13 protein-coding genes are annotated in these 24,735 nt (G+C 67.9%); 1 reads left to right on the top strand and 12 read right to left on the bottom strand.

What is annotated here, in order from left to right; all coding sequences use genetic code 11:
- The first annotated feature begins 109 nt into the window (after positions 1–109).
- Positions 110–1,504 carry a M57 family metalloprotease gene (locus LZC94_16245; protein WXB18775.1) on the top strand — a complete coding sequence of 465 codons (1,395 nt, stop codon included), beginning with the start codon at positions 110–112 and terminating at the stop codon, positions 1,502–1,504.
- A gap of 618 nt (positions 1,505–2,122) precedes the next feature.
- Here the strand turns inward: LZC94_16245 and LZC94_16240 are convergent.
- The 12 genes from LZC94_16240 to LZC94_16185 all read right to left on the bottom strand — a co-directional run bounded on the left by LZC94_16240 (position 2,123) and on the right by LZC94_16185 (position 24,668).
- A complete protein-coding gene (locus LZC94_16240; GenBank protein WXB18774.1) occupies positions 2,123–2,725 on the bottom strand; it encodes a hypothetical protein in 603 nt (200 codons plus the stop codon).
- A 277-nt stretch (positions 2,726–3,002) separates the two neighbouring features.
- The gene (locus tag LZC94_16235) at positions 3,003–4,067 is read right to left on the bottom strand and encodes a peptidylglycine alpha-amidating monooxygenase (GenBank protein WXB18773.1); all 1,065 of its coding nucleotides are present in this window, start codon (positions 4,065–4,067) and stop codon (positions 3,003–3,005) included.
- An 850-nt stretch (positions 4,068–4,917) separates the two neighbouring features.
- On the bottom strand, positions 4,918–6,759 hold the full coding sequence (locus LZC94_16230) for a class I SAM-dependent methyltransferase (GenBank protein WXB18772.1): 1,842 nt from the start codon (positions 6,757–6,759) through the stop codon (positions 4,918–4,920).
- A complete protein-coding gene (locus LZC94_16225) occupies positions 6,756–7,913 on the bottom strand; it encodes a hypothetical protein (protein ID WXB18771.1) in 1,158 nt (385 codons plus the stop codon). The genes LZC94_16230 and LZC94_16225 overlap by 4 nt, the downstream gene beginning before the upstream one ends.
- Positions 7,910–8,710: an alpha/beta hydrolase gene (locus tag LZC94_16220; protein WXB18770.1), complete on the bottom strand. Its 801-nt coding sequence runs from the start codon at positions 8,708–8,710 to the stop codon at positions 7,910–7,912. The genes LZC94_16225 and LZC94_16220 overlap by 4 nt, the downstream gene beginning before the upstream one ends.
- On the bottom strand, positions 8,703–9,512 hold the full coding sequence (locus LZC94_16215) for an alpha/beta hydrolase (protein ID WXB18769.1): 810 nt from the start codon (positions 9,510–9,512) through the stop codon (positions 8,703–8,705). The genes LZC94_16220 and LZC94_16215 overlap by 8 nt, the downstream gene beginning before the upstream one ends.
- The gene (locus LZC94_16210; GenBank protein WXB18768.1) at positions 9,485–9,820 is read right to left on the bottom strand and encodes a hypothetical protein; all 336 of its coding nucleotides are present in this window, start codon (positions 9,818–9,820) and stop codon (positions 9,485–9,487) included. Before LZC94_16210 ends, LZC94_16215 begins: the two co-directional genes overlap by 28 nt.
- On the bottom strand, positions 9,804–14,321 hold the full coding sequence (locus LZC94_16205) for a polyketide synthase dehydratase domain-containing protein (GenBank protein ID WXB18767.1): 4,518 nt from the start codon (positions 14,319–14,321) through the stop codon (positions 9,804–9,806). Before LZC94_16205 ends, LZC94_16210 begins: the two co-directional genes overlap by 17 nt.
- 7 nt (positions 14,322–14,328) lie before the next feature.
- Positions 14,329–21,441 (bottom strand): SDR family NAD(P)-dependent oxidoreductase, encoded by a 7,113-nt coding sequence (locus LZC94_16200; protein WXB18766.1) that lies wholly within the window; start codon positions 21,439–21,441, stop codon positions 14,329–14,331.
- Between the two features lie 488 nt (positions 21,442–21,929).
- Positions 21,930–22,373 (bottom strand): hypothetical protein, encoded by a 444-nt coding sequence (locus LZC94_16195; GenBank protein ID WXB18765.1) that lies wholly within the window; start codon positions 22,371–22,373, stop codon positions 21,930–21,932.
- A complete protein-coding gene (gene prfA / locus LZC94_16190) occupies positions 22,354–23,469 on the bottom strand; it encodes a peptide chain release factor 1 (GenBank protein WXB18764.1) in 1,116 nt (371 codons plus the stop codon). Before prfA ends, LZC94_16195 begins: the two co-directional genes overlap by 20 nt.
- Positions 23,466–24,668 carry a DUF1385 domain-containing protein gene (locus LZC94_16185; protein WXB18763.1) on the bottom strand — a complete coding sequence of 401 codons (1,203 nt, stop codon included), beginning with the start codon at positions 24,666–24,668 and terminating at the stop codon, positions 23,466–23,468. Before LZC94_16185 ends, prfA begins: the two co-directional genes overlap by 4 nt.
- Positions 24,669–24,735: the final 67 nt, after the last annotated feature.

Raw genomic sequence — 24,735 nt, 5'->3', positions numbered from 1 at the left:
CGAGCCGCGCCAACGGCCTCACCCCCGTAGCAAACGCGTGGGTCGTGCCGATCCATCGGCATGATCCGCGCGGTCCGTTGCAATTCTAAATTCATAGAAAGAATGGACCATGCAGACCATCATTCGAGCTTCGAAACATATCATTCAGACATCGCGTATTTTGGGATTGGGACTCGCGCTCCTGGGGGCCATGGGTTGCGCAGACACCGAACCTTCCTACGAGGGGAAAGACGTCGCTCCGCTCACGTACGAGGAGTTCCGGGCGCAAACGTATCGCGAGCCGGATACGGGGGTGTTCATCGTCAATGGCGACACGCCCGTGGAGACGGAAGAACAGCTTCGCGACGTGTATGCGGATTACGTGCGCTCGTTCGAAAAAGCCAAGGATCCGGAGGTCGGTACCACACGCCAGCCGCTCGCCGTCAATCGGATAGGCGAAAAGGACGACCGCTGGAGTTACGTGCGCCAGCGCAATATTACATATTGTGTGAGCACCGCGTTCGGCGATAAATACAACGCCGTGGTCGGTGCCCTGCGCGAGGCCACATCCACCTGGAGGCAGTCCATCAGCATCTACTTCCAGCACCGGAGCGATCAAGATGCGACATGCACGGCCTCGAACACCAATGTCACGTTCGACGTTCGCCCGGTGACGGCGCAGCCCTACTTGGCGCGCGCCTTTCTTCCCAGCTCGACCCGGCCGAACCGCAATATCCTCATCGACGCCTCGGCGTTTGGGAACATCGTGCCCTACACGTTGGCGGGCGTCCTTCGCCATGAGGTCGGGCACACCCTGGGCTTCCGGCACGAGCACACGCGCCCCGAGGCCGGCGCCTGCTTCGAGGACAACAATTGGCGCGCGCTCACCCCCTACGACGCTTATTCCGTCATGCACTATCCTCCATGCAACGGCGCCAACCGAAAGGATTTGACGCTCACGTTCAGCGACACCTCTGGCGCCCACCCTCTCTACGGACCGAAGCCCGTCCTCGCTTTCGACGCCACCTTCTACATCAACGGCTATAGCGATCTGGTGGGCACCTTCGGCTCCAACTGGGACGCCGTGACCACCCACTGGTACACCACTGGCGTGGTCGAAGGCCGCCGCGCCTCCACCGATTTCGACCCCGTGTATTACTTGGCGATCCATCCCGACCTTCGCAACGAGCTCGGTGAGAAAAACTACAAGGCAGCCGTCAACCACTGGTACACGGTCGGCATCATGGAAGGCCGCCGCGCCTCACGTGAGTTCGACGTGCGCTATTACTTGAACGCCAATCCCGATTTGAAAGCCGTCTTCGGCACTAACTACGACCTGGCTGCCCGGCATTGGTCGGAGAACGGCATGTTCGAAGGCCGCCGCGCCTCGTCCGAATTCGACGTCCGCTACTACCTCTCTAGGTATGCCGATCTGCGGACCGCCTTCGGCGATACCAACTACCCGGCCGCCATCGACCACTGGATCCGCCACGGCTTCGCCGAAGGCCGCCGCGGCGTCCCGTAGTCTTGTAGTCATTTCGATGCCGCGCCTGTAATCCGCGCCGCCGTCCCTTCCTGCGTACGATGGGAGCCCGGCCGATGTTCCGAGCCGGGCTCCCATCGACGCATCCGGACGCCCGGCGTCCATCGAGGCAGCCGGGCGATAGAACCCTCCCCGAGGATGCTTGGACGCGACTCCTTGCAAAGAGGCACGCGGATCCAAAGCTCCCGACTCGGCTTTATCGAAGGGGAGCTCATAGGACGAATGCAGGCGTTCACGCTTGTAGTCCCGTGGTCATTTCGATGCCGCGCCTGTCGTCCGCGCCGCCGTTTCGTCCCGCGTGCGATGGGAGCCCGGCCGATGTTCCGAGCTGGCGCTCCCATCGACGCATCGAGACGCCCGGCGATCCATCGAGGCAGCCGGGCGACAGCCCCCTCCCCGCGGATGCTTGGACGCGACGCCTTGCAAAGAGGCATGCGGATCCAAAGCTCCCGACTCGATTTTATCGAAGGGGAGCTCATAGGACGAATGCAGGCGTTCACGCTTGCAGGGATTTGGCTTTGCTCGCGTGCACCACGAAGCACGACAACACGTGTCCGAACCGGGCGTGCCAAAACTCCGCGCGTCGTGAATGAGCGCCGATCAGCCTTTGCGGATCCAGAACGATTCGATTCGATCGTTCATGAACGAGCCGACCCAAGGAACGAGCACGCACGCACATGGCTTGTGGTCCGACCAGGTCTGTCGGTCACCCGAGAGGTTGACCAGATCGTAGCCCGTGACGACGTTGCACTCGTTGTACGAGTTGAAGCCGGAGATTCGATTTGCCCAGAAGCCGGTGGCGCGCAGCCGGTATCCATCGGCGTCGCACTCGTCGGCGGCGACGATGCGGGTCAAGCTGGGCGGGTTGTTGTTGGCGTGTTCGAACCACTCCATGAGCAGCACTGGCGGCTTGCCCGTGGCGCTGAGGAGGGTCGCGTCCGTATCCGTATTGCAGCTCTTGGAGAGGATGGGCGACTGCTCGCCCGGCGCGGCCTTGCCGATCAGGACGGTGCAGATCTTCGAGGGGGTCACCGCTTCGGACGAGTCGGATTGGAGGGCCTGGAGGTTCGTATCGGTGCTCGGGTCCCCATCGTCGGAGCCACCCTGGGCGCCGCACGCGATCGTTCCGAGCAAGGCGGCTGCAGCGGCGGACCGGGCGCACAGCTTGGTGAGCGATGATGGCGAAAAAAAGATACGGCTCATTGGCGTACTTTCGTTTGAGGGTCGTGCGGCGCGTGATGCGCACCGCGGATTGGCGCTCACGTCATCGTGGGGGCCGTTGGCGCTGACTAGCAGCTACGATGCCAGTCGCGTCGCCCTCGATATGCCGCTGAATCCGCGCGATTCAAGCTCGTTTACGCTCGGGCGAAGCGCGCGATCCTATCCAGTGTACCGATACGGTGTACCAGATTGGTACATGGGATTGTAGGTTTGGCCAATTGGCCATTGATGACCAGCCCGCTCTCGCCGCTCACTGCGGTCATGGCTCTATCGCGCCAAGACGCTCGTGGCTCGCCGCGGGGGTCGCGGTGCACGTGCTGCTGGCCGCGGGGAGCGCCCAGCTCCAGGTAGGCGCCGTGATTTTTGGATAGTAAACGGTGAACGCATAACACATTTCATCCTCGGTATTTTCACCGAAGGTCACGGGACTCTGCGTCGGGTTGATCCAGGCGCAGCGCGTTTTGATCACGTCGCCCGCGCGGAGGGTGGCGTCGATGGGATACCAGGGTTGATTGTTGAAATCCCACGCGGACTGCGTCCCCAAATCGACGGGCTTCGCGCCTGCGCCGGCGGGATGGAGCGTGTTGACGAGGGTGGTGCCGAGCTTGTGCATATGCGGCATCCCATAGATCGCGCGCACCTGGCCGAAGAAGGGAGGCACGGTCACCTTGCAGGTCATATCGTAACGGCTTCGCGGAGGGAGCGTGAAGTTCGTGGCGCCGAAGGCCATGACATCGGCGTCGCTCGGCCGCAGCTTGTCCGTGGTGCAGACGTCGAACCCCGAGGCGTCGGTCTCCGCCTCGAGCCCCGCCACATTGTTGTAATGAATTTGCACCACGTAATGGGTCGTCCCTTCCTGTGGAAAACCGGTTTCCTCCGGAAGAACCAGGTTTTGCCCGCCCGGTGCCCACGCGTAAATCATCCGCCAGCGGACCACGCCGCCGGGGGTGCACGGATGCGGCGTTGGATCTTCCGCTCTGTCGGACTGCATGAGCAGCGCGTGGTGAACGATTCGGCGGTTCTGGACGATTGGCGCAATGGCCATCGCATGCCGTTTGCTCGCTTGCGTCACGTCGACCCCGTAGCAAACGTATTGATCGTGCCGATCCTTTGGCATGATCCACGCAACCTTGGGCCGGATGTGCACATCGGGATGGCAGTCGAGTGGCGCGGGGCCATCGTCTTTTCCCGGCCGCGGCGCGCAGGAATCGGACGAACGCGGCGCTCCGGCCGCGATATAGTCATCGAGGATCCGCATGTCCGCGGGCGAGAGCCGCCCCTTGGCCGGCATGGGAGCCGTCTCGTCGTGAATGCGCCGGCTCACGAGCTCATAAACATGCCTCGACCGGTTCGATGGGGCGGTCGCGTGCAAATCCTCCCATGTCCCGAGCGACATCGGCGCTCCAAACGCAGGCGGATTCGCATGGCAGCTCCGGCAATTTCGCGCGAGCACCTCATCGACCGCGCACGGAAGTCCGCGCACGCCCGAGGCGTCCCCCGACGGGATCCCCGCATCAGCCGATACCGGCCCGGCGGTGTTTCCCCCGTCGCAACCCATCAGCCCTGCCAGCACGAGCCACGAGCCGGCGAGCCCGACATTCCATGTATGGTGCATGATCGCCCCCCTGGTCCTTGATGGCCATCACCGAGGCCCCTTCGCGAACATTCACCGCTTCAAATTTACGATTCTCCGAGGTCAACCTTCGCCCATCGCATCGGCACACGCCGCGCGACAACCCGATTCGTGTTCGACCACCCCCAGGGGCGAACCCGCGGCACGACCGCACCACCGAGCGGGGGCGCCACGCGAAATCAATCTTCGCCCTTCGCCCATCCCATCGGCACACGCCGCGCGACGACCCGATACGTATTCGACCACCCCAGGGGCGAACCCGCGGCACGACCGCATCACCGAGCGGGGGCGCCACGCGAAATCAATTTTCAACCTTCGCCCATCCCATCGGCACACGCCGCGCGACAACCCGATTCGTGTTCGACCACCCCAGGGGCGAACCCGCGGCGCCACCGCATCACCGAGCAGGGGCGCCTCGCGAAATCAACCTTCGCCCATCCCATCGGCACACGCCGCGCAACGACCCGATTCGGTGTTCGATCACCCCCAGCCGACGAACCCGCGGCGCCACAGCATCACCGAGCAGGGGCGCCACGCGAAATCAATCTTCGCCCTTCGCCCATCCCATCGGCACCCGCCGCGCGACAACCCGATACGTGTTCGACCAGCCCAGCCGACGAACCAGCGGCGCGACCGCGTGATCGAGTAGGGTCGCAACGAGGAAGAACGGGAGTGAAACGGCGCGGAGCACGGCGCAGAGGGTCTTGCGAAAGGTGCCCTGGGAGGCAGGACGCCAAGGGCCGTCGATGAGAGGGGCCAGATCGGCGAAGAGGAGATACATGGAGAAGGTGAAGTCGATGGGCTGATGCGCCTCGCCGCGGTGCCATGCCACGGGCTCGAAGCCGTGCTCGCGCAGAAGGCGCTCCAGGTTTGCGGCGCTCAGGAAATGCAAGTGTTGCGGCTGGAACCACTGCATCCATTGGCGACCGAGAAGGTATGCCAGGCGGCAATCGGGATCGGGAACCTCGATGAAGAAGAAGCCCCCCTCGGGGAGCACCTTCGCCGCCGCCGCGATCTCCGCGCGCGGATCGGTGGTGTGCTCGAGGTAGTGGCTCATGCTGATGACATCGTAGGGCTCCCCCCGGCCCACGAGCGTGGGCGCGACCTCGGGAAAGAGGCCTCGGATGCCATGCTCCACCCAGCGACGGCGCTCCGCGTCTTCGATGCTGGCGGCTAGATCGAGCCCGTCGAAATGGGTGTCGGGCAGCAAATCGCGTGCGATGCTGCAGAAATGACCGTGCCCCGCGCCCACGTCGAGCCAGCGGTGCGGCGTGGTGATCTCGGCGACCATGCGGGCCCGCGCGCGGTAGACCGCGGGGTTCGAGGCAAAGAGACCGGCGAGCGCCTCCTCCCCCTGGCCGTCGTAGAAGTCCCGGTAGTAGAAATTGAGGCCCTCGATCGAGAGGCGTGGGTTTTGAAAGACGTGGCCGCACGCCTCGCAGCGCGAGAGCGCAAAGCGCCCCGGCTTGCCTTGGTAGCGGTCGCCCATCTCGAGGATCTTGGTGAGCCCGCGCGCCGCGCAAATGGGGCAATCTTCGCGCTCGGGCTCGAAGAATGGAGTGGTGCCGTTCGCGAGGAGCGACGCGTAGGTGCGCCGCAGACCTTCGGTGTCCGTGGGGCCCTCGGGACCGTCGGCGAGCGGGCCAAAGGTGCTCCCGAGATCGATCGGGGTGCGGCCGAGCACGTGCAGCAGGCGATCGCGCGGGGCGAGCGCGGTCCCCAAGGTGGACAGCAGGATCTCGAGGTGGCGAACGGCCAGCGCCGCAAGCCCCCACGCCGGCGCGAGCGCGATGGCCAGCGCGATGAACAGGTTGTGAACGCCGATCACCGGGCCGACGTAGTTGCCAAAGGCCATGCGAAGCAGACGCCGGCGCTCGCGAAGCGGGATGCCCGGCGACGCGAGACCGGGGGCCACGGCGAAGTCCATCTCGGTCGAGGCGTAGTATTTCAATGTCTGCGCCAGCTTGGCAAAGGCGACCGCGCTCGCGGGCTGCCCCAAGGCGCGGTGCTCGTGGATCGCGCGCGCCAGGGTCTCGCGCTCCACCAACAAAGCGTCGCAGGCGCTGGCGCCGTTGGCGATGCGCTCGCTCCGGTATTTGATGGGGTTCGCGAGGGTCAGCAGAAATTGAACGCGCCAGGAGGAGATCTCCGGCGGCACCAGATCGAGCACCAAGAGACCGTTGGCGCGGGCGTGCGCGCTGGCGGCTCTTCGGGTCGGCTCGTCCAGAACGACCCCGGGACGGACGATGAAGACATGCTCGTCCGAAACGTCGGCGTTCGAGGGTTCGAGGACCGGAATGGCCTTGGCGCGTCCGCGCTTACCGATGGCGTCGAGTAGTCCGAGCGCGACCAGCGCGCCGCCGATGATGGCTCCAGCGATCAAACGAGTCCCTCCAGTGCATCGGCCGCAGCGACGGCGCCGCCCGCGGCTCGAAACGAATCCCGAACGCGCTCGGCCGCGCGCCGGTAGGTTGAATCGTGCAGCACGGTGAGCACCGCGTCGCGCAGGCTCTTGGGCGACATGCGCCCGTAGCGCACGCGAACCCCTGCCCCGGCCTGCACCACTTGGTGCGCGACCACCGGCTGATCGTCGCGAATGGGCGCGACCACCAGCGGCAAGCCATGGGCGAGCGACTCGCACACCGTGTTGTGCCCCGCGTGGCAGACCACGGCGCTCATCTTCGGCAGCAGCAACAGCTGCGGTACCCGCTCGCGCACCAGAAACGGGGCCGGCGGATCGGGGACCAGCGCCGGCGGCGCCGCCAGGACGATTTGCGCCCCGATGTCGCCCAGTCCCTCGACCAGGTTTTGATAGAAGCGAGCGCCCACCTCGGTGCTGACGGTGCCCAGCGAGACGAAGACGCGCGGTCCGGGCGCGAGCGACTCCCATGGGAACGGCGTAGGATCGGGGCGGTCTTGGATCGAGGGGCCCACGAAGCGGTAGTGCTCGGGCCATGCGCGCTCGTTGCCAATCAGCTCCAGGGTGGAGAAGACGATCACGCGGTGCGGGGAGAGATCGGGGGAGACCACCGGGGTGAGCCCTGCTCCGCGCTCGAGGTCCGCCATTTTATCGTCGACCCATTGTTTGACCTTGGGGAGCCCCTCGAGCGGATCCACCACGCTGGCCGAGGTGGTGGAGAGCGTGGCCCAAGGGAGCCCGGAGCGACGGGCCGCGAGCGCCCCCGCGAGGGCCTGCTGATCGACGGCCAGCACGTCGGGACGGAACCGGGCGATGGCCTCGGTGACCCCGGGCAGCATGGCCTGCGCCAGCGGGACGAGCACCTCTTGCCAGAGAAATTGCAAGCTCTCGAAGCCGCGAACGGCCTTGGAGCGCTCGCGCAGGCTCTGCCAGGCATCGTCGAAGCGCGCATCGTCGAGGGCGACGATCTCGGCGCCCTCGGGGAGCAGGTGCCCCACGTAGCGCGCGTGCGCCGCCCACGCCACCTGGTGGCCGCGCGCGAGGAGGGCGCGCGCCACCGACACCGTCGGGTTCACGTGGCCCGTGAGCGGCGGCACGATGAAGAGGACGCGGCTCATGGCTGTACCTCCGCGTGGCCGGCGACGCGGCAGAAGTCGACGATGTGGCCGCGCACCTCGTTGGTGGCCTCCCATAGGATCGAATGCGTGCACCCTGCAAAGACGTGGATGGTGCAGCGGGGCATGCGCCCGACCAGCTTGGCGCTGCGCTCGATCAAGTCGGAGCGCTCGCCGTAGAGGGCCAGCGCCGGCGCCGTGATGCGGGCGAAGTCCTCGGCGGCGAGCGGCGGGGTGGCGCGGAGATCGCGCACGAGGGACGTGTCGCCCACCAGGGCACGGGCCAGCGCGGCCAAGCGCGTGGCCTTGCGCGCGCTGTGGCGTCCGAGCCAATTCTGGAACGAGCTGGCGATGGCGCGGTCGGCCTCCTCGCCCCGAAGGGACAGCGTTCCGGCCATGCGCTCGCCGAAGTCCTCGTCGCCCAGGTGCCCGTCCACCAAGACGAGGCCCGCGACCCGCGCCGGGTGGCGAAGCGCAAACTGCACGGCGAGAAAGGCGCCGTAGCTGTTGCCCACCAGGATCACGGGGGCGTCGCCCACGGTGGCGTCGAGGACGCCGCAGAGATCGAGCACCATGTCGTCGGCGGTGTAGCCGCTCGCGGGGCGATCGCTCATGCCGTGGCCGCGCAGATCGTAGAGGACGACGTCGGCGAAGGCCGCGACGGCGTTGGCCACCGTGAAGTACCAACTCGACAAGTTGTCCATCACCAAGCCATGCAAAAAGACGACCTTGGTCGGGGCGCCCTCCACCCCGACCCGTTGAAAATGCAGCTTGACGCCGCGCACGAAGGTCTCAGCCATCGATGAACCTCACGAGCTCGTGGGTGAGCGCAAGAGGAGCCTCTTGCGGCAGATCATGGCCCCCCGGGATTTCGATGTATTGTACATCTTTCGCGAGGCGCGCGAGCCTCTGGCCCGAGGGCCGGCAGCTCGAGGCATCGCCGTAGACCGCCAGCACCGGGCACGCGAGGGTGGCCAAGGTGGCGTCCGACATTTCGGCGCGCGCCAGATCGTCGCGGAGAGAGCTCTCGACGGCCAGAAAGCGCACCGTCTCGAGGAAGCGCGCGGCGCGGCGGCCGCCCGAGGTGATGGCGTCGCGCACGGCGGCGGGCAAGGTGGCGAGGGTCGCCGCCGGATCGGGATCGGCGACCTTGGTGAAGCGCGACCAGAGCTCGCCCGTGTCGAGCGGGGGCAGCGGCACGTCGACCAGCACCAGCTTGTGCGTGCGGTGCGGGTTCTGGAGCGCGAAGGCGAGCGCGATCACGCCGCCGTAGCTGTGGCCGACCACGATCACGGGCGTGAGGGGCTCGCGCGGGATCAGACGATCGACCACCGCCTCGAGATCCTGCTCCATGGTACCGACATCGTATCCATGGAGGACGCGATCGCTGCGCCCGTGGCCGCGCAGATCGTAGGTGATGATCCGGTGTTTGGGCGCGAGCTCGGCGCCGGTGGTGAAGTACCAGGTGGCCAGGTTGCCGAACAAGCCGTGGAGCATGACCACGGGCGGGCCGCTGCCGTGCGCTCCCAGCTCGCCCAGCTCGCCCAGCTCTCCAAGCTCTTGAACGTGGAGGCTTACGCCGTCGCCGGTTCTGAGTTGCATCGGACGATGAACTCCACGAGTTGGCCCACCCGCAGTTGGAGGATCTGCTCGAGCTCCATCGAGCCGAGCCAGCCTGCAAAATCGACCCCCTTGCCAAACCTCGCCTTGAGCTGCTCGGCGAGCGCCACGAACTCGATGCTCTCCAGCTCGAGGTCCTTGGAGAACGAGGTCTCCATCTCGATGGGGATCTCCTCCGCCCAGTCCTCGCCGATCACGCCGCGGATCATGCTGCCGACGTCCGCGAGGACGTTCTCGTAGGTTATCGGGTTTGCTTCGCTCCCCTGGTGCAGCTCATTTCGTTCGTTCATGGACGGTCCACCCAATGATGAAATTGCCGTGGCGTTTCGTGTCGACCCATAGGCCCGTTCGATCCGTGCTGCTGGGGTTATCGCCGCCGACGAGCAGGCGCTCGCCGACGCGATCGCGAACGGGAAATCGGAGGGGCGCGCCTTCGAGGCCGGTGCCGCGCGCTTTGGCGACCGCCTCTTTGGCAGCCCAGAGCCGGGTCCAGCCGATCTCGCGCGGCTCGTCCGCGACGAGGCGCAGCTCCTCGGCGGTGAACGAGAGCTCCGCGAACGATTCGGAGCGCGGCTCGATGCGCTCGATATCGATGCCGACGTCGACCCCTATTCGTGCAATGGCCACCGCGGTGTCGTCTTTGTGTGCGATCGACACACGAATGTCGTGCGGTGTTCGGGTGTGCACGATCGGGCGGCCCGAGGGCTCGTTCGAAAGGGTCACCTCCACCGGGAAGAGCGGCCCGTGCCCGAGGCGGCCGAGGAGCTCGCGCACGGCGTCTTTGGCGGCAGCACGGCCCGTGAGCCACGCGCGCTGTTTGCGCGGCCCCTGGCGCTCGTAGTCCGCGCGCTCGGCCTCGCCCAAGATGCGGCGGGCCATTTGGTCGCGGGTGGGCGCGGCGCGGTAGGGATCCTCGAAGAGGACGAAGCCCTCCGGCTGCAGCGCGCCGAGGTAGCTCTTCTCGGGCCAGATGAGCATGTTCCAGAAGCGCGGATCGCTGTCGAAGCGGCGGTCCTCCCAGGACTCGATGACGGCCCACGCGCGGCCGCCGCGACCCAAGGTGAGATCGGCGACGACGCTCTTGTCATCGATGGACCGAATGCGAACCGTGCACGAGAACCGTTCGCCCGGCGGCGGGTGCGGGCCGTACAGGTTCACCTTGCCGATGCGCACGGGCATGGCCAGGCGGTTGGTCTCGTAGCGGGCCATCACCCAGTAGCCAAAGAGCTGGCCCGCGTTGTCGAGGAAGGCGCCGCGCGCTTCGCCCACCTCCAGCACGCCGCGGATGCCGCCCTCGCCCATGATGCCGACGTCGACGACCCCTTGAAACTGCGGGCCGTGGAACATCCAGCGATCGTCGTAGAGCGTTCGGGCATCGATGGGCGCCGGCGCCGCGCCCGCGAGCGGCGCCGTGTCATCGGGCGGCGCGGGCTCGTAGCGATCGGCGAGGATGACGGTGGCCTCGCTGTAGTCGCCCAGGCGCACGTGAACCCGGTCCTTGCCGTCGTAGCGGCATTGAATCGGGAGCTCCACGGGCTTGGAAATGGCGAGCCAGCGGTAGGCGCGCACGTCCTCCAGGGCCACGGCGGCCCGGCCGGGCACCGTGTGCTCGGCGTGCTCGATCATGAGATCGACCAGGGTCGTCATGGGCACCACGGGGTGCAGGTCGGAGAGCACCGACCATCCCTTGGGTTGCCGGTAGAACGCATGATCGATCAGCGACGGCATGGTCTCGATCGAGAGCGTCCGCACCAAATCGACCTGGCGCGGCCGCGCCGCGGGCGTCGCCAGCAAGGTCAGGATCTCGCGCTGCGCATCCACCATGGCGCTCAAGTTCTCCGCGAACTCGGCCGCCAACGGATGCCCCTCCGGAAGGGTGTCGTGACTCGGCCGGCGCCCCATCGTTCCCGCTGCCGGCGCCGGCGGCGCCATCGGCGCGACACGCGCGTCCAGCCCCGTGGGAGCCGTGCCTGCGGCGTCCAGCCCCCGGGGGAGGCTTGGGGTCGGGGTGTGCGCCGAGGATCGCTCCAACGGCGCCATCTTCCGAACCAACGGCACCCCCAACGCCAGCGCCATCGGCACCGTACGCGGCGCCGGCGGCCGCACGGACGCCCCCTCCTTCGAAGGCGGCGGAAGCGTCAGCGCCGGCTCCTCCGGCAGGAGCTTCTGCCCGCGGTAGGCGAGCCCAATGTCGGCGCCCTCCACGAAGAGCGAAGCCAAGACCCTCCGCAGCTGCGACAGCCCGCTGCGATCCTTCACGTTGGACGCGATGGCGAGGTGCGGCTGCCCGCGCAGCGTATCCTCCACGAAGCCCACGAGGCTCCCGGTCCCCACCTGCACGAACACGCGGGTCCCTTGCGCGTGGAGCGCCGAGATCAATTGGCGAAAGCGAACGGGCGCGACCAGGTGCTCCAGCGCGAGCGCGCGAATGTCGTCGGGTGCCTTCGGATACGGCGCACACGTGGTGGCCGACCAGAGCGGCGCCTTGGGCGATCCGATGGCGAGCAGCTCCAGGTGCTCGCGGTGCGGTCCCAGGTAATCGGCGAAGAGCGGGGAGTGAAAGCCCGATTGAAACGGGAGCTTCTGGCAAAGGACGCTGTCTTCCTTCAAGCGGGCGAGCGCCACATCGACGGACTCCTCGCGGCCGCAGAAGATGACTTGGTGCGGGCAGTTGTCGTGCGAGAGCGCGATCTCCTGCAAGCCGGCCATGGCCGCCTCCGCGCGCTCCATGCTGCAGCCCGCGGCGGCGAAGACGACCCCGGGGACCTTGAGCTTGTCCGGCCCGAGGTTGGCGACGAAGGCGTCGACGGCGCCCTCGGGGGTGATGCCGGTGGCGATCATGCCGCTCCACTCGCCGATGCTATGACCCGCGACGTCCTTGGGGACGATGCCGAGCCGGCGCAAGGTTCCATCGAGGAGCCGGTTGACGCCGATGATGCCGACGCCCGTCTCGTAGAGGTTCTGCGGGCGCATATGAGGCGGCAGCGGCACGTCGAAGTATTCGGCGAGATCGTCCACGCGCGGTTCGAAGGAGGCGTCGACCCCGGGGAAGAGGAACGCGAGGGTCCCGCCGGCGGAGAGCAGGCCCTCGGGCGCGAAGAAGATGCCGTCGCGGCCGCGCCAGGGTTTTCCGCGGGATGCGATGGTACGGGCGCGTTCGATGCGCTCGGGCGTGGGGTCGAAGATGGCGATGCGGGCAGGGCCGCCGCGGGTGCGCTCGCGGGCGTTGGCGAGATCGTCGAGGAGCTCGGGCAGGGCGGCGGCGGAGAAGAGGGCGACGCGATCCGTGTCGGCTTTGTTTGGCTCCCCCGCCCCAGCGCTCCCCCGAGGGGGGACGGGGCTGACGCCGCGGGCCGGGTGGATGGCGCTCGTCGAACCGAGCGCGCCGGTGACGCGGCGGCGGGCGGCGTGTTGTTCGATGACGACGTGCGCGTTGATACCGCCGAAGCCAAAGGCGTTGATGCCGGCGCGGCGGGGGACGGGGGATTCCCACGGCTCGGTGCGGGGAAGGACGCGGAAGCGGGTGGCGTCGAGCAGCTTGCTCGGCTCATCGCAGTGCAACGAGGGGAGCAGCTCGCCGTGGTAGACGGCGAGGGCCGCCTTGATGAGGCCCGCGGCGCCGGCGGCCGGCATGGCGTGGCCGATCATCGACTTGACGGAGCCCGCGACGGCGCGCGGCGCGCTGCCCTCGGCGCGGCCGAAGACGCGCGCCAAGGTGGTGAGCTCGGCGGCGTCGCCGGCCGGGGTGCCGGTGCCGTGCGCCTCGAGCAAGCCCACGCTCGCCGGATCGAGGTCCGCCTCGCGCCACGCGCGCTCGAGCGCCAGCACTTGGCCCTCGACGGAGGGGCTCAGCAAGGTGGCCCCGCGCCCATCGCTCGAGGTCCCACAGCCGCGCACGACGGCGTAGATGCGGTCGTCGGCGCGCTCGGCGTCCTCGAGGCGCTTGAGGATGAACATGCCGATGCCCTCGCCGATGAGCAGCCCATCGGCGCGGCGGTCGAACGGGCGGATCGTCTCGGTGGGGCTGAGCGCGCCCAGCTGGCAGAACACGCTCCAGAACGCCTCGTCCTGGCAAAGGTGCACGCCGCCGGCCATCACCACGTCGCAGCGCCGGCTGCGCAGCTCCGTGCACCCTTGGTCCACGGCCACCAGCGCGCTCGCGCAAGCCGCGTCGACCGTGAAGGCCGGCCCGTGCAGATCGAGCCGGTGCGCGATGCGCGACGCCGCCAGGTTCGGCACCAGCCCGATGGCCGCCCCCTCGCCCGCCGCGCCCACCTGCGACTGAAACTCCGCCTTGACGCGCGCCAAGGTCGTCTCGTCCAGATCGGGCAGGAGCGCGCGCAGGGTGGTGACGATTTGCTCGGCCGCGCGCACGTGCTGCTCGAGGCGCGTGCGGCCCGCGCCCGCGTAGCCCCCGCGCCCCACGATGACGGCCGTGCGGTCGCGCGCGAACGGGCGATCGCGGTAGCCGGCGTCGCCCAGCGCCTGCGCGGCGACCTCCAGGGCCAAGAGCTGGTCCGGCTCGGCGCCGCGCGCGGCGAGCGGCATCACGCCGAAGCCGGCCGCGTCGAAGCGGGCGAGGTCGTCGATGAAGCCGCCCCGCTGGCAATAGAAACGATCGGAGGCGCGCACGTTCCGGTCGAAGAAGACCGGGTCGATGCGCGAGGGCGACACCGCGGTGATCGCGTCTCTGCCCTCGCGCAGGTTTCGGTAGTAGGTGTCGAGATCGGGAGCGCCAGGAAACAGGCACGCCATCCCGACGATGGCCACCGGCTCTTGTCGTTCGCTCATCGTCCGCTCACGCCAGGACCTCGGCCGGCGCGGCGGTGAGAATGACCTGCGGCTCCGTCCCCTCGAGCAGCTCCTCGAAGAAACGCTCCACGCCGGCCTCCGGATCGATCAGGGCGATCCCGCGTCGTTCGTACTCGCGCTCGAGCTCCGGCTTCACCATGCCCGCGCCGCGCCACGGTCCCCAGTTGATCGAGAGGACGCGCCCGCGCACGGTGGCGTGGAGGTGGTGCGCCAGCTTGTCGAGCGCGTCGTTGGCCGCCGCATAATCGATCTGCCCGCGGTTGCCAAAGGCGCCCGACACGCTGGAGAACAGGACGAAGAACCGGAGCTCCGCGGCGAGCTTGCGCGCCAGGATGCGGGCGCCGTTCACCTTGGTGGAGAAGACGCGCGCGAACGACTCCTGCGTCTTGTCGCGCAGAAGCTTGTCCTCGATGGTGCCCGCGCCGTGCACCACACCGTCGATGCGGCCGTAGCGGGCGCGCAGCCGATCGATGAGCGCCTGGAACGCGGCTTCGTCGCGCACGTCGATGGCGTGGTAGTCGACCGGCGAGCCGGCCTCGCGAATGGCGGCCAAGGTGGCGCGGATCTCACGGTCGGCGAGGATCTCGCGGCAGTGCGCGTCGATGGCTTGCGGGTTGGTGGGTCCGGCGCCGTTCATGCGCCCGATCACCAGCCGCCGCAGCGACGCGAGATCGGTGGCCGTGCGAAGCTCGGCGTCGTCTTGGTCCTCCGGCAAGAGGGAGGAGCGGCCGACGAGCTCGATCTTGCACTTGAACCTGCGGGCCATGGCCAGCGCGATCTGCGCGGTGATGCCGCGCGCCCCGCCGGTGAAGAGGACCACGGTGTCCTCGTCGATCTCCAGCGGCTCCTGCAGGTTCTGCGACGACGGGCGCGCGGCGACCACCACGGTCTTGCGCTCGCCGGCGGTGTAGCCCACCTCGATGTGATCGTCGTCGGCGAGGATCTCGTCGAAGATGTGCTCGGCCAGCCGCGCGTTGTCCTCGCGCGGATCGAGGTCGATCGCGCGGACGCGGGTCGCGGGGCACTCTTTGGCGAGGCTCTTGAGGAAGCCCGACACGCCGGTGGCGGTGAAGCTCGAGCTCTTGACGTGCGCGTGGTGCCCGAAGCGCCCGCCGTGGCCGGTGGCCGCGAGGACCCACTGCAGGTGGGTGCGCGTCGCCTCCTTGGAGCGGACGAAGAGCCGCCGCAAGGTCTCGGGCGAGCCATCGCCGAGCGACGCGAGGTGGAGCAGGCCATCGACCTCGCCCATCTCGTCGCCCGGTGCAACGATGCGCGCCTCGGCGCCGTTGGCCTCGAGCCGCTCGACCAGCTTCGGTGCGACCCCCACCGCATCGGCGGTGATGGCAAACCGCTTGCCGGACAACTTGAGGCCCCCCGAGAGCGAGGGCGGCGGCACGGTGGCCAGCTCCATGACATAGCGTTTGACGCTGGAGGGCGGCGGCGAGCTCTCGCGCGCCGGCGCCTCTTCGCCCTTGGAGGGCACGCCGCCCGCGCGGATCGTCGGCGGCGGCGCCGTCGGGATCACCTTGGGGTCGGGCGCCGGCAAATCCATCGGCGGCGGCGGCATGGCGTTCGTCGACGCAGGTGCGGCCGCGGATGCCGGCGGGACGGTCGACGTGGGCGGAGCGACCGGCGCGGGCGCCGCAACTGCAACGGGCGCCGCGGCGGGTGCTGCCGCGAGATCGCCTCCGTCGGGCTCGAGGAGCTTGGCGATGGTGCGGAGGGTCTTGGCCGAGGCCAGGCGCTCGACCAAGGCGTCGCCGGCGTCGGCGCTGCCGTGGATCCCGAGCTTCTCCCGCATCTCGCCGAGGATTTCGATGCGCTTGATGGAGTCGATGCCCAGATCGGCCTCCAGATCGAGATCGGCGTCGAGCATGTCGGCCGGGTAGCCGGTGCGCTCGCTCACGGTGGCGACGAGCACCTCGAAGGCCGACTTTCGCGCGGGCGCCTTGGCGGCGCCGTTCGAGCCGTTCACGGCGTGGCCGTTCACATGAACGCCGTTCGAGCCGTTCGCGTGGGCGCCGTTGGTATGCGCGCCATTCGTATGCGCCCCGTTCGTATGCGCGCCATTCGTATGCGCGCCATTGGTATAAGCGCCGTTGGCGTGCGTGCCATTCGAACCATTTGCGTACGCGCCGTTCGCATGAACGCCATTGGAGGAAGCGCCATTCGAACCGTGGACCGAGGGCGCGCTCTTGGGCGCTTGCGGAGCTTGCGCATGCCGCGGCGGCTGGGACTCGTACCGAACCGGCGCGCGCGCCTCGCTCTGCGCCGGGGAGCCTAGGAAGCGCAGCATGACCTCGCGTTGCGCGTCGACGAGCTCGCGCATCGCTCGCAAGTATTCGCGGACCACGGATTGCGATTCGTCTTCCTTCATGCTCATCGGTGCACCTTCGAAAGTTCGTGATTCGCCGGAGACGGCGGTGATGTCGGTGAGACCAAGCGGCGCCGCGAGCGGGCGCATGGCAAATTCGGGGAGCTCCCCGCGGAGCGGACGCGCGCGCCCGCCGTCGACGAGCCACGCCGTGGGCGGCGCGGCAAAGGATGAAAGATCGGAAAGCTTCACGGCGCTCGCGCGGTCCTGGAAGAGCGGCGCGAGGTCGACGTCGACACCGGCGGCCACCAGGCGGCCGAGCGCGGTGAGGAGCGCGGTCACGCCGTGCGTGCCCGAGCGATCGCAGGCGATGGCCAGGTGCGGGCGATCGCGCAAGATGCGCCCGACCAGATCGGTGAGCACATTGCCCGGGCCGGCCTCGACGAACACGCGCGCCCCCGCGGCGTACATGGCCTCGATCTCCTCGACGAAGCGGACCGGGAGACCGATCTGCGCCGCCAAGGTCTCGCGAACGTCCTCCGCCGTCGGTGCGTACGGCTGCGCGGTGGCGTTCGCGAACACGGGGATGTTCGGCTCCTCGATGTCGACCATCGCCAGGTGCTCGGCGAAGGCCTCCGCGGCGCCGGCCACGATCGGGCTGTGGAACGCGCACGCCACCGGGATGGGACGGGCCGAGAGACCCGCCGCCGCGAGGCGCTCGCACGCCGCCTCCACCGCCGCTTTGCTCCCGGCGATGACGGCTTGGTCCGGCGCGTTGTGGTTCGCGACCACGGGATCGGCCACGTCGCCCAGGACCTCGCGGACCTTGGCCACCGAGCCGCGCACGGCCGCCATGGTGCCCGGCTCGTCGCCGGTCGCGCCCAGGATGGACTGCGCGCGCGCCTCCGAGAGCGCGAGCAAGGTATCGGCCGAGAACGCGCCGGCGGCGGCCAGCGCCACCAGCTCGCCGTAGCTGTGCCCCGCCGTCATGGCCGGCTTGACCCCCACCCGCTCGAGCAGCCGCGCCATCGCCAGATCCGCGATGCCCAGCGCCGGCTGCGCCACCCGCGTGTCCGTGATGGCCTGCTGCTGCGCCTTGCGCGTCTCCGGCTTGTACGCTCCGCCCGGGAACAGCTTGTCCTCGTAGGAGCGACCCAGCTCGAGCAGATCGCGGATCTGCGGGAACGTGACGAACAGGTCGGCGAGCATCCCCGGGCGCTGGCTCCCCTGCCCCGGAAAGAGGAACGCCACCTTGCCGTCCGTCGCGTGGGCCGCGCCGGCGATGGCCGTGAACACGCCCTCGACGGAGCGCCCCTCGCGCACGGCCGCGAGCTTGTCGCGCAAGTCGGCCATGGACGCCGCCACCAGCGCGCACTTCACGGGCTGGCCGGCATTTTCGCGGGCCGCCGACAGCGCGAGATCGCGCAGCTTGGGCGGCACGTCGGTCTGCGCGATGGCATCGAGCGCGTCGACCAAGCGCGCGACGTCGTCCGCGCCCTCGCCGCGCAGCACGAACAGCTCCGAGGGCCACTCGGTGAGCGCCGTGGCCGGCGGCAGGGTCGCGCCGTCGGAGGAGAGCACGGTGTGGAAGTTCGTTCCGCCGAAGCCGAACGCGCTCACCCCGGCCACCAGCTCGTCGTCCGACCAAGGCGCCGCCGCCTCGCGCAGCACGAAGGGGCTGCTCTCGGCGTCGTAGCCTGGGTTGGGCGAGGTGATGTTCTTCGTGGGCGGCAAGACGCCGTGGTAGATGGACAAGGCCGCCTTGATGAGCCCCGCCATGCCCGCGGTGCACTTGGTGTGGCCGATCTGCGATTTGACCGACCCCAAGGTGCAGCGCCCGGCCGGCGATCCCGCCGCCGTGAACATCTCCGAGAGCGCCGCCAGCTCGGTGCGATCGCCCACCACCGTGCCGGTGCCGTGCGCCTCCACCAAGCCGACGCGCGTGGGCGACATGCCCGCGCGGGCATAGGCGCGCTCCAAGGCGCGAAGCTGCCCTTCCTTGCGCGGCGCCGTGAGACCGAGGCTCTTGCCGTCGCTGGAGCTGCCCACGCCCTTGATGACGGCGTAGATCTTGTCGCCGTCGCGCTCCGCGTCGGAGAGGCGCTTGAGCACCAGGGCCGCCACGCCTTCACCGAGCGCGATTCCATCCGCCGCGCCATCGAAGGGCCGGCATTGGCCGGTCTTGGAGAGCGCGTGCACGCTGGCGAACATCAGGTAGTCCTGGATGCCGTTGTGCAAATCCGCGCCGCCTGCGATGACCAGATCGCTGGTGCCGCCCGCGAGCTCCTTGCACGCCACGTCGAGCGCCGCCAGCGACGAGGCGCACGCCGCGTCGACCGTGTAGTTCGAGCCGCGCAAGTCCAGGCGGTTGGCGATGCGCCCGGAGATCACATTGGAGAGCACACCGGGGAACGAGTCCTCGGTCAGCTTGGGGAGGCTCGCGTCGAGCTCCTTGGGCATCTCGCCCAGGTACTGCGGGTAGCTGGCGCGGAAGCCGTAGGCGCTCGACAGATCGTTGCCCGACTCGGTGCCGAACACCACGCTGGCGCGCTCGCGATCGAACCAGCGCGCCTGGGCGCCCGAGAGCCCCGCGTCCTCGAGGGCGCGGCGGGCGACCTCGAGCGCGAGGATCTGCACCGGATCGATGGCCGCCAAGGATCGCGGCGGGATGCCGTACGCGCCGGGGTCGAAGACGATGTCGGGGATGAAGCCACCCCACTTCGACGGCGTCTTCTCACCCGTGCCCTCGGGATCGAAGTACAGCTCGGGGTTCCAGCGCTCGGGCGACACCTCGCGCACGGCGTTCTTGCCGGTGACCACATTGGTCCAGAAGGTCGCCAGATCGGGCGCATCGGGGAGGATGCACGCCATGCCGACGATGGCCACGTCCACCCGCCCCCGCGAGGGCAGCGGATCGGGGAGCAGGATGTCGGCGAGCTCCTTGGTCGAGCGATCGCACACATCGCTGTGCAGCTCTTCGATCGTGCAGCGGGCGCTCCTCAAGGTCGCCACCTGGCCGATCATGAACATGCCCTCGCGCGCTTGATCCTTCGAGCTGACCTCGACGATCGCGTCGCCCTGGCGCACGAGCCCCTTGGACGCGAGCCGCAGGCGGCCCACGTTGAGATTTTCCAGCGCCGCCCACGTGGCCTGCGCGTCGTTGCCCTCGGCCGTGAGCCTTTGGCGCTCGGCCTCGAACATGGTCACATAGTCGCTCTCGGCGCACCGTGTGGCGTGGCCCGGTGCGGTCTCGAGCAGCACGGTGCGATCGCACGCGATGGCGGCCTGTTGAAAGACTTCGCCGATGGCGCCGCCTTGCACGGCCTCCTGGGTGAACAGGTACGCCGTGCCCATGAGCACACCGACCTTGGCACCGCGCGCGGCCAGGGGAGCGGCCAGGGTGGCGACCATCTTGGCCGAGCAGGCATCGTGAATGCCGCCGGCAAAGAGCACGCTCACCTCGTTCAAGCGCTCGCACGCGAGCAGGCGCTCGACGGCGGTCTCCCACAAGACGAAGCTGGAACGCGGTCCCACATGGCCGCCGCACTCGCGACCTTCGAAGACGAAGCGGCGGGCGCCTTCTTTGATGAAGAGATCCAGCAGCCCCGGCGAGGGGACGTGCAGGAACGTCTTGATGCCCACCTGCTCGAGCGGCTTGGCCTGCGACGGGCGGCCCCCCGCGATGAGCACCACCGGCGGCTTCACCTCCGTGAGGAGCGCCAGCTGCTCTTCGCGCACATCGGGCGGCAAGAAGCCGAGGATGCCCACACCCCACGGCATGTCACCGAGGCGCTCCTTGGTCTCGAGGACCAACTTGCGCGCCTCGGCGCCGCGCATGAGCGACAGCGCCAAGAACGGCAGACCGCCCCCGCGCGCCACGTGCTCCGCGAACTCCGCGCGATCGCTCACGCGGGTCATCGGCCCTTGGGCGATGGGAAAGCGTGTTCCGTAGGTCTCGGCAAAGGACGAAAAGCGCGCCAGCGGCGTTTGGGCGCGGGCCTGGCGTACATGCCCCTCGAACGAGGTATGCAGCGCGCGCACGAGGCGCTCCACCGTGCCAAAGCGCTTTGCGAACGGGGCGGCGAAGGCCGCGTCTTGCCCCAGGGTGACGAGGTGCTTCGAGGGATCGCCCGCGCCGAGCTTCTTGGCAATCTGGGCGGGGCCGTCCTCGGGCTCCGGCGCGCGCGCATTGGGCCGCGCATAAAGCCGATATCCGCCCGCGACGATGGTCTCGCTGCCGTCGAAGGCCGAGAGCGCACGACGGAGCTCGCCGGAGGTCTCCGCATCGTCGAGCAGCGCCAGCTGCGAATCGAGCACGACGCCGCGCGCACCTGCTGCGATGCACGCCGGCGCGGTATGCAGACCAATACCGCCTTGTACCCAAACGGGTAATGCGGTTTCCGCGAGTACGCGCTGAAGTAGGATGAACGACGTCTCCTCTCCAACGATGCCACCCGACTCGTGGCCTTTGACGATCAGCCCGTGGGCGCCCGCAGCAGCGGCGGCGCGAGCTTCCTCGACGGTCCGCACCTGCACGAGCAGCGCACGACTCGGCCAGGCCGACGCGATCTCGAGCATCGACGCAGGTAGGACGACGACCCGCGCTTCGACCGGCAAATTCAAGCCCAACATGTTCGGGCTGGAATGTTCCGGCAAGCGCACGCCGAAAACGCCTACGCGTCTCCGCACGAGAAGATCGAGCGCGTCGCGCGCGACCTTTTCGTCGTGGCCCAAATCGAGCACGCCCAGCGCGGAAGCCCGCGCAAGCGCAGCAACTAGTGTCACATCGGGACTCTCGAACGGACTGAGTCCCACGACTGCCTTGGCGGCAAGCATGTGAGTGACTTCTTTCTCCCCTCCCCGTAGTCGATGCTGCAGCGTGAGGAACAAGCGCAGCTATGAGAAGTTCCCTGACGGCCAATCAATCAGGCAACTGCGGTTCCTGAATCGTGATTTCGATGCATTATTTATTTCGACGCCCCCTCAAAAACCCATCGAAACGCAAACGAAACGCCAACCCAAACAGCGTGCGACCAACGCTACACGCGAGCAGAAGGCCTCTTATCTAGTGATGGCACATTCACTCGCGTTCCGTTATCGATTTTGACGCGTTCGGTCGTTTTTTTATCTGCGCGCAAATACCCTGAAGTATCTCGAGAAAAGTGAATGTCGGATAATGGGCGACCAATCACTTGAATCGAATACTTTTTTTATCCGGACGCATCGGCGGAGCACGTTCGGACATCGGAGCATCCGGCCGGAGATTCGGCGGACTATTCTTCCAGACCACGAAGCCGCAGCCCGAGCGACAACCGCGCTAGCGCTGCGTCGATCAGCGCACGATCGCGCTCGCTGGCGTGAAGCGAAGCGTGCCCGGCGCGGCCGGCGAGGTAGACCACGCACGCGATCTCGGTCTCGCTCAGCTCGAGACGGCGATCGAGCTTCATGCTGGGGATTCGATAGCGCAGTACGCACGTGCGCCCGCTTCCGCCGCCGCGCACGATCTCGACCCGGCTGGGGGTGCCACTGGCGCCGGACAGTTGCCGGACCACGCCACGGAGGGTCGCCGAACGGCTGCGCGCGAGGCGCACATCCGGATCGGTGAACAAGAGAAACATCTTGTTGCGCGAGTACAGGCCTGGGACGACCGCCATGCCGACGGTCAGCGCTTCGCGGTCGATGATGCTCGCGGACCGCTCACCGCTCGTCTGACTCATCGCCGCCTCGATCGTCGGGGCGACGCGGCTCTCCGCTCGCCTCTTGGAGGAGCGCCGCCTGGCGCTCGTTGCGCAGGGCGGTGATGAGCTCGGACAAATCGCCTTCGACGATGCGGTCGAGCTTGTTCAATGTCAGGCGGATGCGGTGATCCGTCACCCGATTCTGCGGATAATTGTACGTCCGAATCTTCTGGCTTCGCTCGCCGGTCCCCACCATCCCGCGCCGCTCGGCCGAGACCGCCGCCTCTTGCTTTTCGCGCTCGATATCGAGCAGGCGGCTCTTGAGGACCTTCATCGCCTTGGCTTTATTTTTCAGCTGCGAGCGCTCGTCCTGGCATTTGACGATGATACCGGTCGGCTTGTGTTGAATCTGGACGGCGCTGTTGGTGGTATTCACCCCCTGGCCACCCGGCCCGCCGCTCGCGGCAATACTGATTTCCAGATCCTTCTCGTCGATTTGAATTTCGACGTCGTCGGCCTCCGGGAGCACGGCCACCGTGGCCGTCGACGTGTGGATGCGGCCCTGCGTCTCGGTGGCCGGCACACGCTGCACGCGGTGCACGCCCCCCTCGAAACGCAGCTGCGAATACACGTCCTTGCCGCTGACCAGCACGATGGCCTCTTTGTAGCCACCGGCGGCCGCCTCGCTGAGCGACATGAACTCCAAGGTCCATCCCTGGGTCTCGGCGTAGCGGCCGTACATGCGGAAAAGATCCGCTGCGAACAGCGCGGCCTCTTCGCCGCCCTCGCCGCTTCGAATCTCGACGATGGTGTTCTTCTTGTCGTTCGGGTCGGCGGGCAGGAGGAGCAGCTTGATGCTCCGTTCGAGCTCCTGCTTCTCGTCTTGGAGGAGCGGCATCTCCTGCTCGGCCAGCGGACGGAGCTCGGGATCGGCCAGGGCCTCTTCGTTCTCGCGGATGCTCTTCTCGACGTCGCGGTAGCGCTTGAATTGCCCCACCACGGGCTCGATGTCGGCGCGCTCCTTGGTGAGCTTGGCGAGCTTTTGCCGGTCGGACAGGACGTCCTGCTGGCACATCAAATCGTCGAGTTCGCGGTAACGCCGCGACAGCTGTTCGAGCTTGTCCGTCGGGATCATGTTCGCAGGTGCGGCGCGCGCAGGAGCGCCTCGTAGTTCGCGAACGACACATCGTCCGCGACCTCGGGGACTTCGCCATGTTCGCGGAAAAGGGTCGCTTTGAGCGAGGCGAGCGCCACCTCGAGCTGGTCGTCCTCCGGCTCGATGGTGGTGATCTTCTGCACGAGGAAGCCGGGCCAGAGGAGCGCGCGCAGGGGGCCCGTCGTGCAGTAGCGGGCGAAGACGCGCTGGATCTCGAAGGTGACCGCCGCGATCAGCGGCAAGAACGGCAGCTTCTCGAGGAAGAAGAGCACGTTGTCGGCGATGGCGCTGCCCGTGTGGATGCGCGGGAGAAGCCCGCCCACCGCCGTGAAGACCAAGATGGAGACGAGCGCGACCATGACCAAGAACGTGGTCCCACACCGCGGGTGCAAGGTGGTCTTGCGCCGGGCGTTGGCGACGACGAGCTCTTCGCCCGCCTCGTAGGTGCTGATCGTCTTGTGCTCGGCGCCGTGGTACTGAAACACGCGCCGGATGTCGGGCACGCGGCGAATGAGGAGCATGTAGCCCACGACCACGGAGAGCTTGAGCGCGCCGGTGATCACCTGAAACATCGGTGACTGCACCTCGAGCCCCAGGTTGAAGATCCGGTTGATGCCGGCCGCGGCCGCCTGCGGCAGCGCGATCAGAAACGCGATGGCGAACACGAGCATGACGCCCATCGCCCCGCGACCGCCTTTTTTGTCGCCTTCTTTGCCGGCGCCCCCGGAGATGACCCCTTGGCCATCGTCGGCGCTCAAAAGTGAAAACAGCGAGAGACCGAACGCCGAAAGCGCCGAGAGGCCGTGCGGTGCCGCGGCGGTCTTGGAGGCTTGCTCCTCCTCGGCGTTCAAGTCCTTTTCCATCTGCTCGACGGAGAACCGAAGCGACTCGCTACCGAGCCGGAGCGACTCCACCAGGGAGCTGACGCCGCGCACCAGCGGCCAACGACGGATCCCTTGCCGCTCGTCCGGCACCCCGCGCTCGCGCACGAGGAGCGAACCATCCCGGCGGCGCACCACGATCGAGAACGATCGCGGGGCGCGCATCATGACCCCTTCGAGCACGGCTTGCCCGCCGATGTATGGGCGGGCGCTTTCGAGCGCGTGCTTCGACTGCTGCGGTTGAGCCGGCTGGGATGATGCGCGCATGGCAACGTCGTTGGAGCGGACTTCCGTCATAGTGGAACACTATACGGTCTCGGGCGGCGTCGCGCTCCCTCGGACCTGGTTGTCCTCCGCTTTGTCC

Source organism: Sorangiineae bacterium MSr11954, from assembly GCA_037157815.1.
Lineage (GTDB): Bacteria > Myxococcota_A > Polyangia > Polyangiales > Polyangiaceae > Pendulispora > Pendulispora albinea.
The sequence above is the reverse complement of the archived record's forward strand: the minus strand, read 5'-3'. Positions and strand labels throughout refer to the sequence as shown.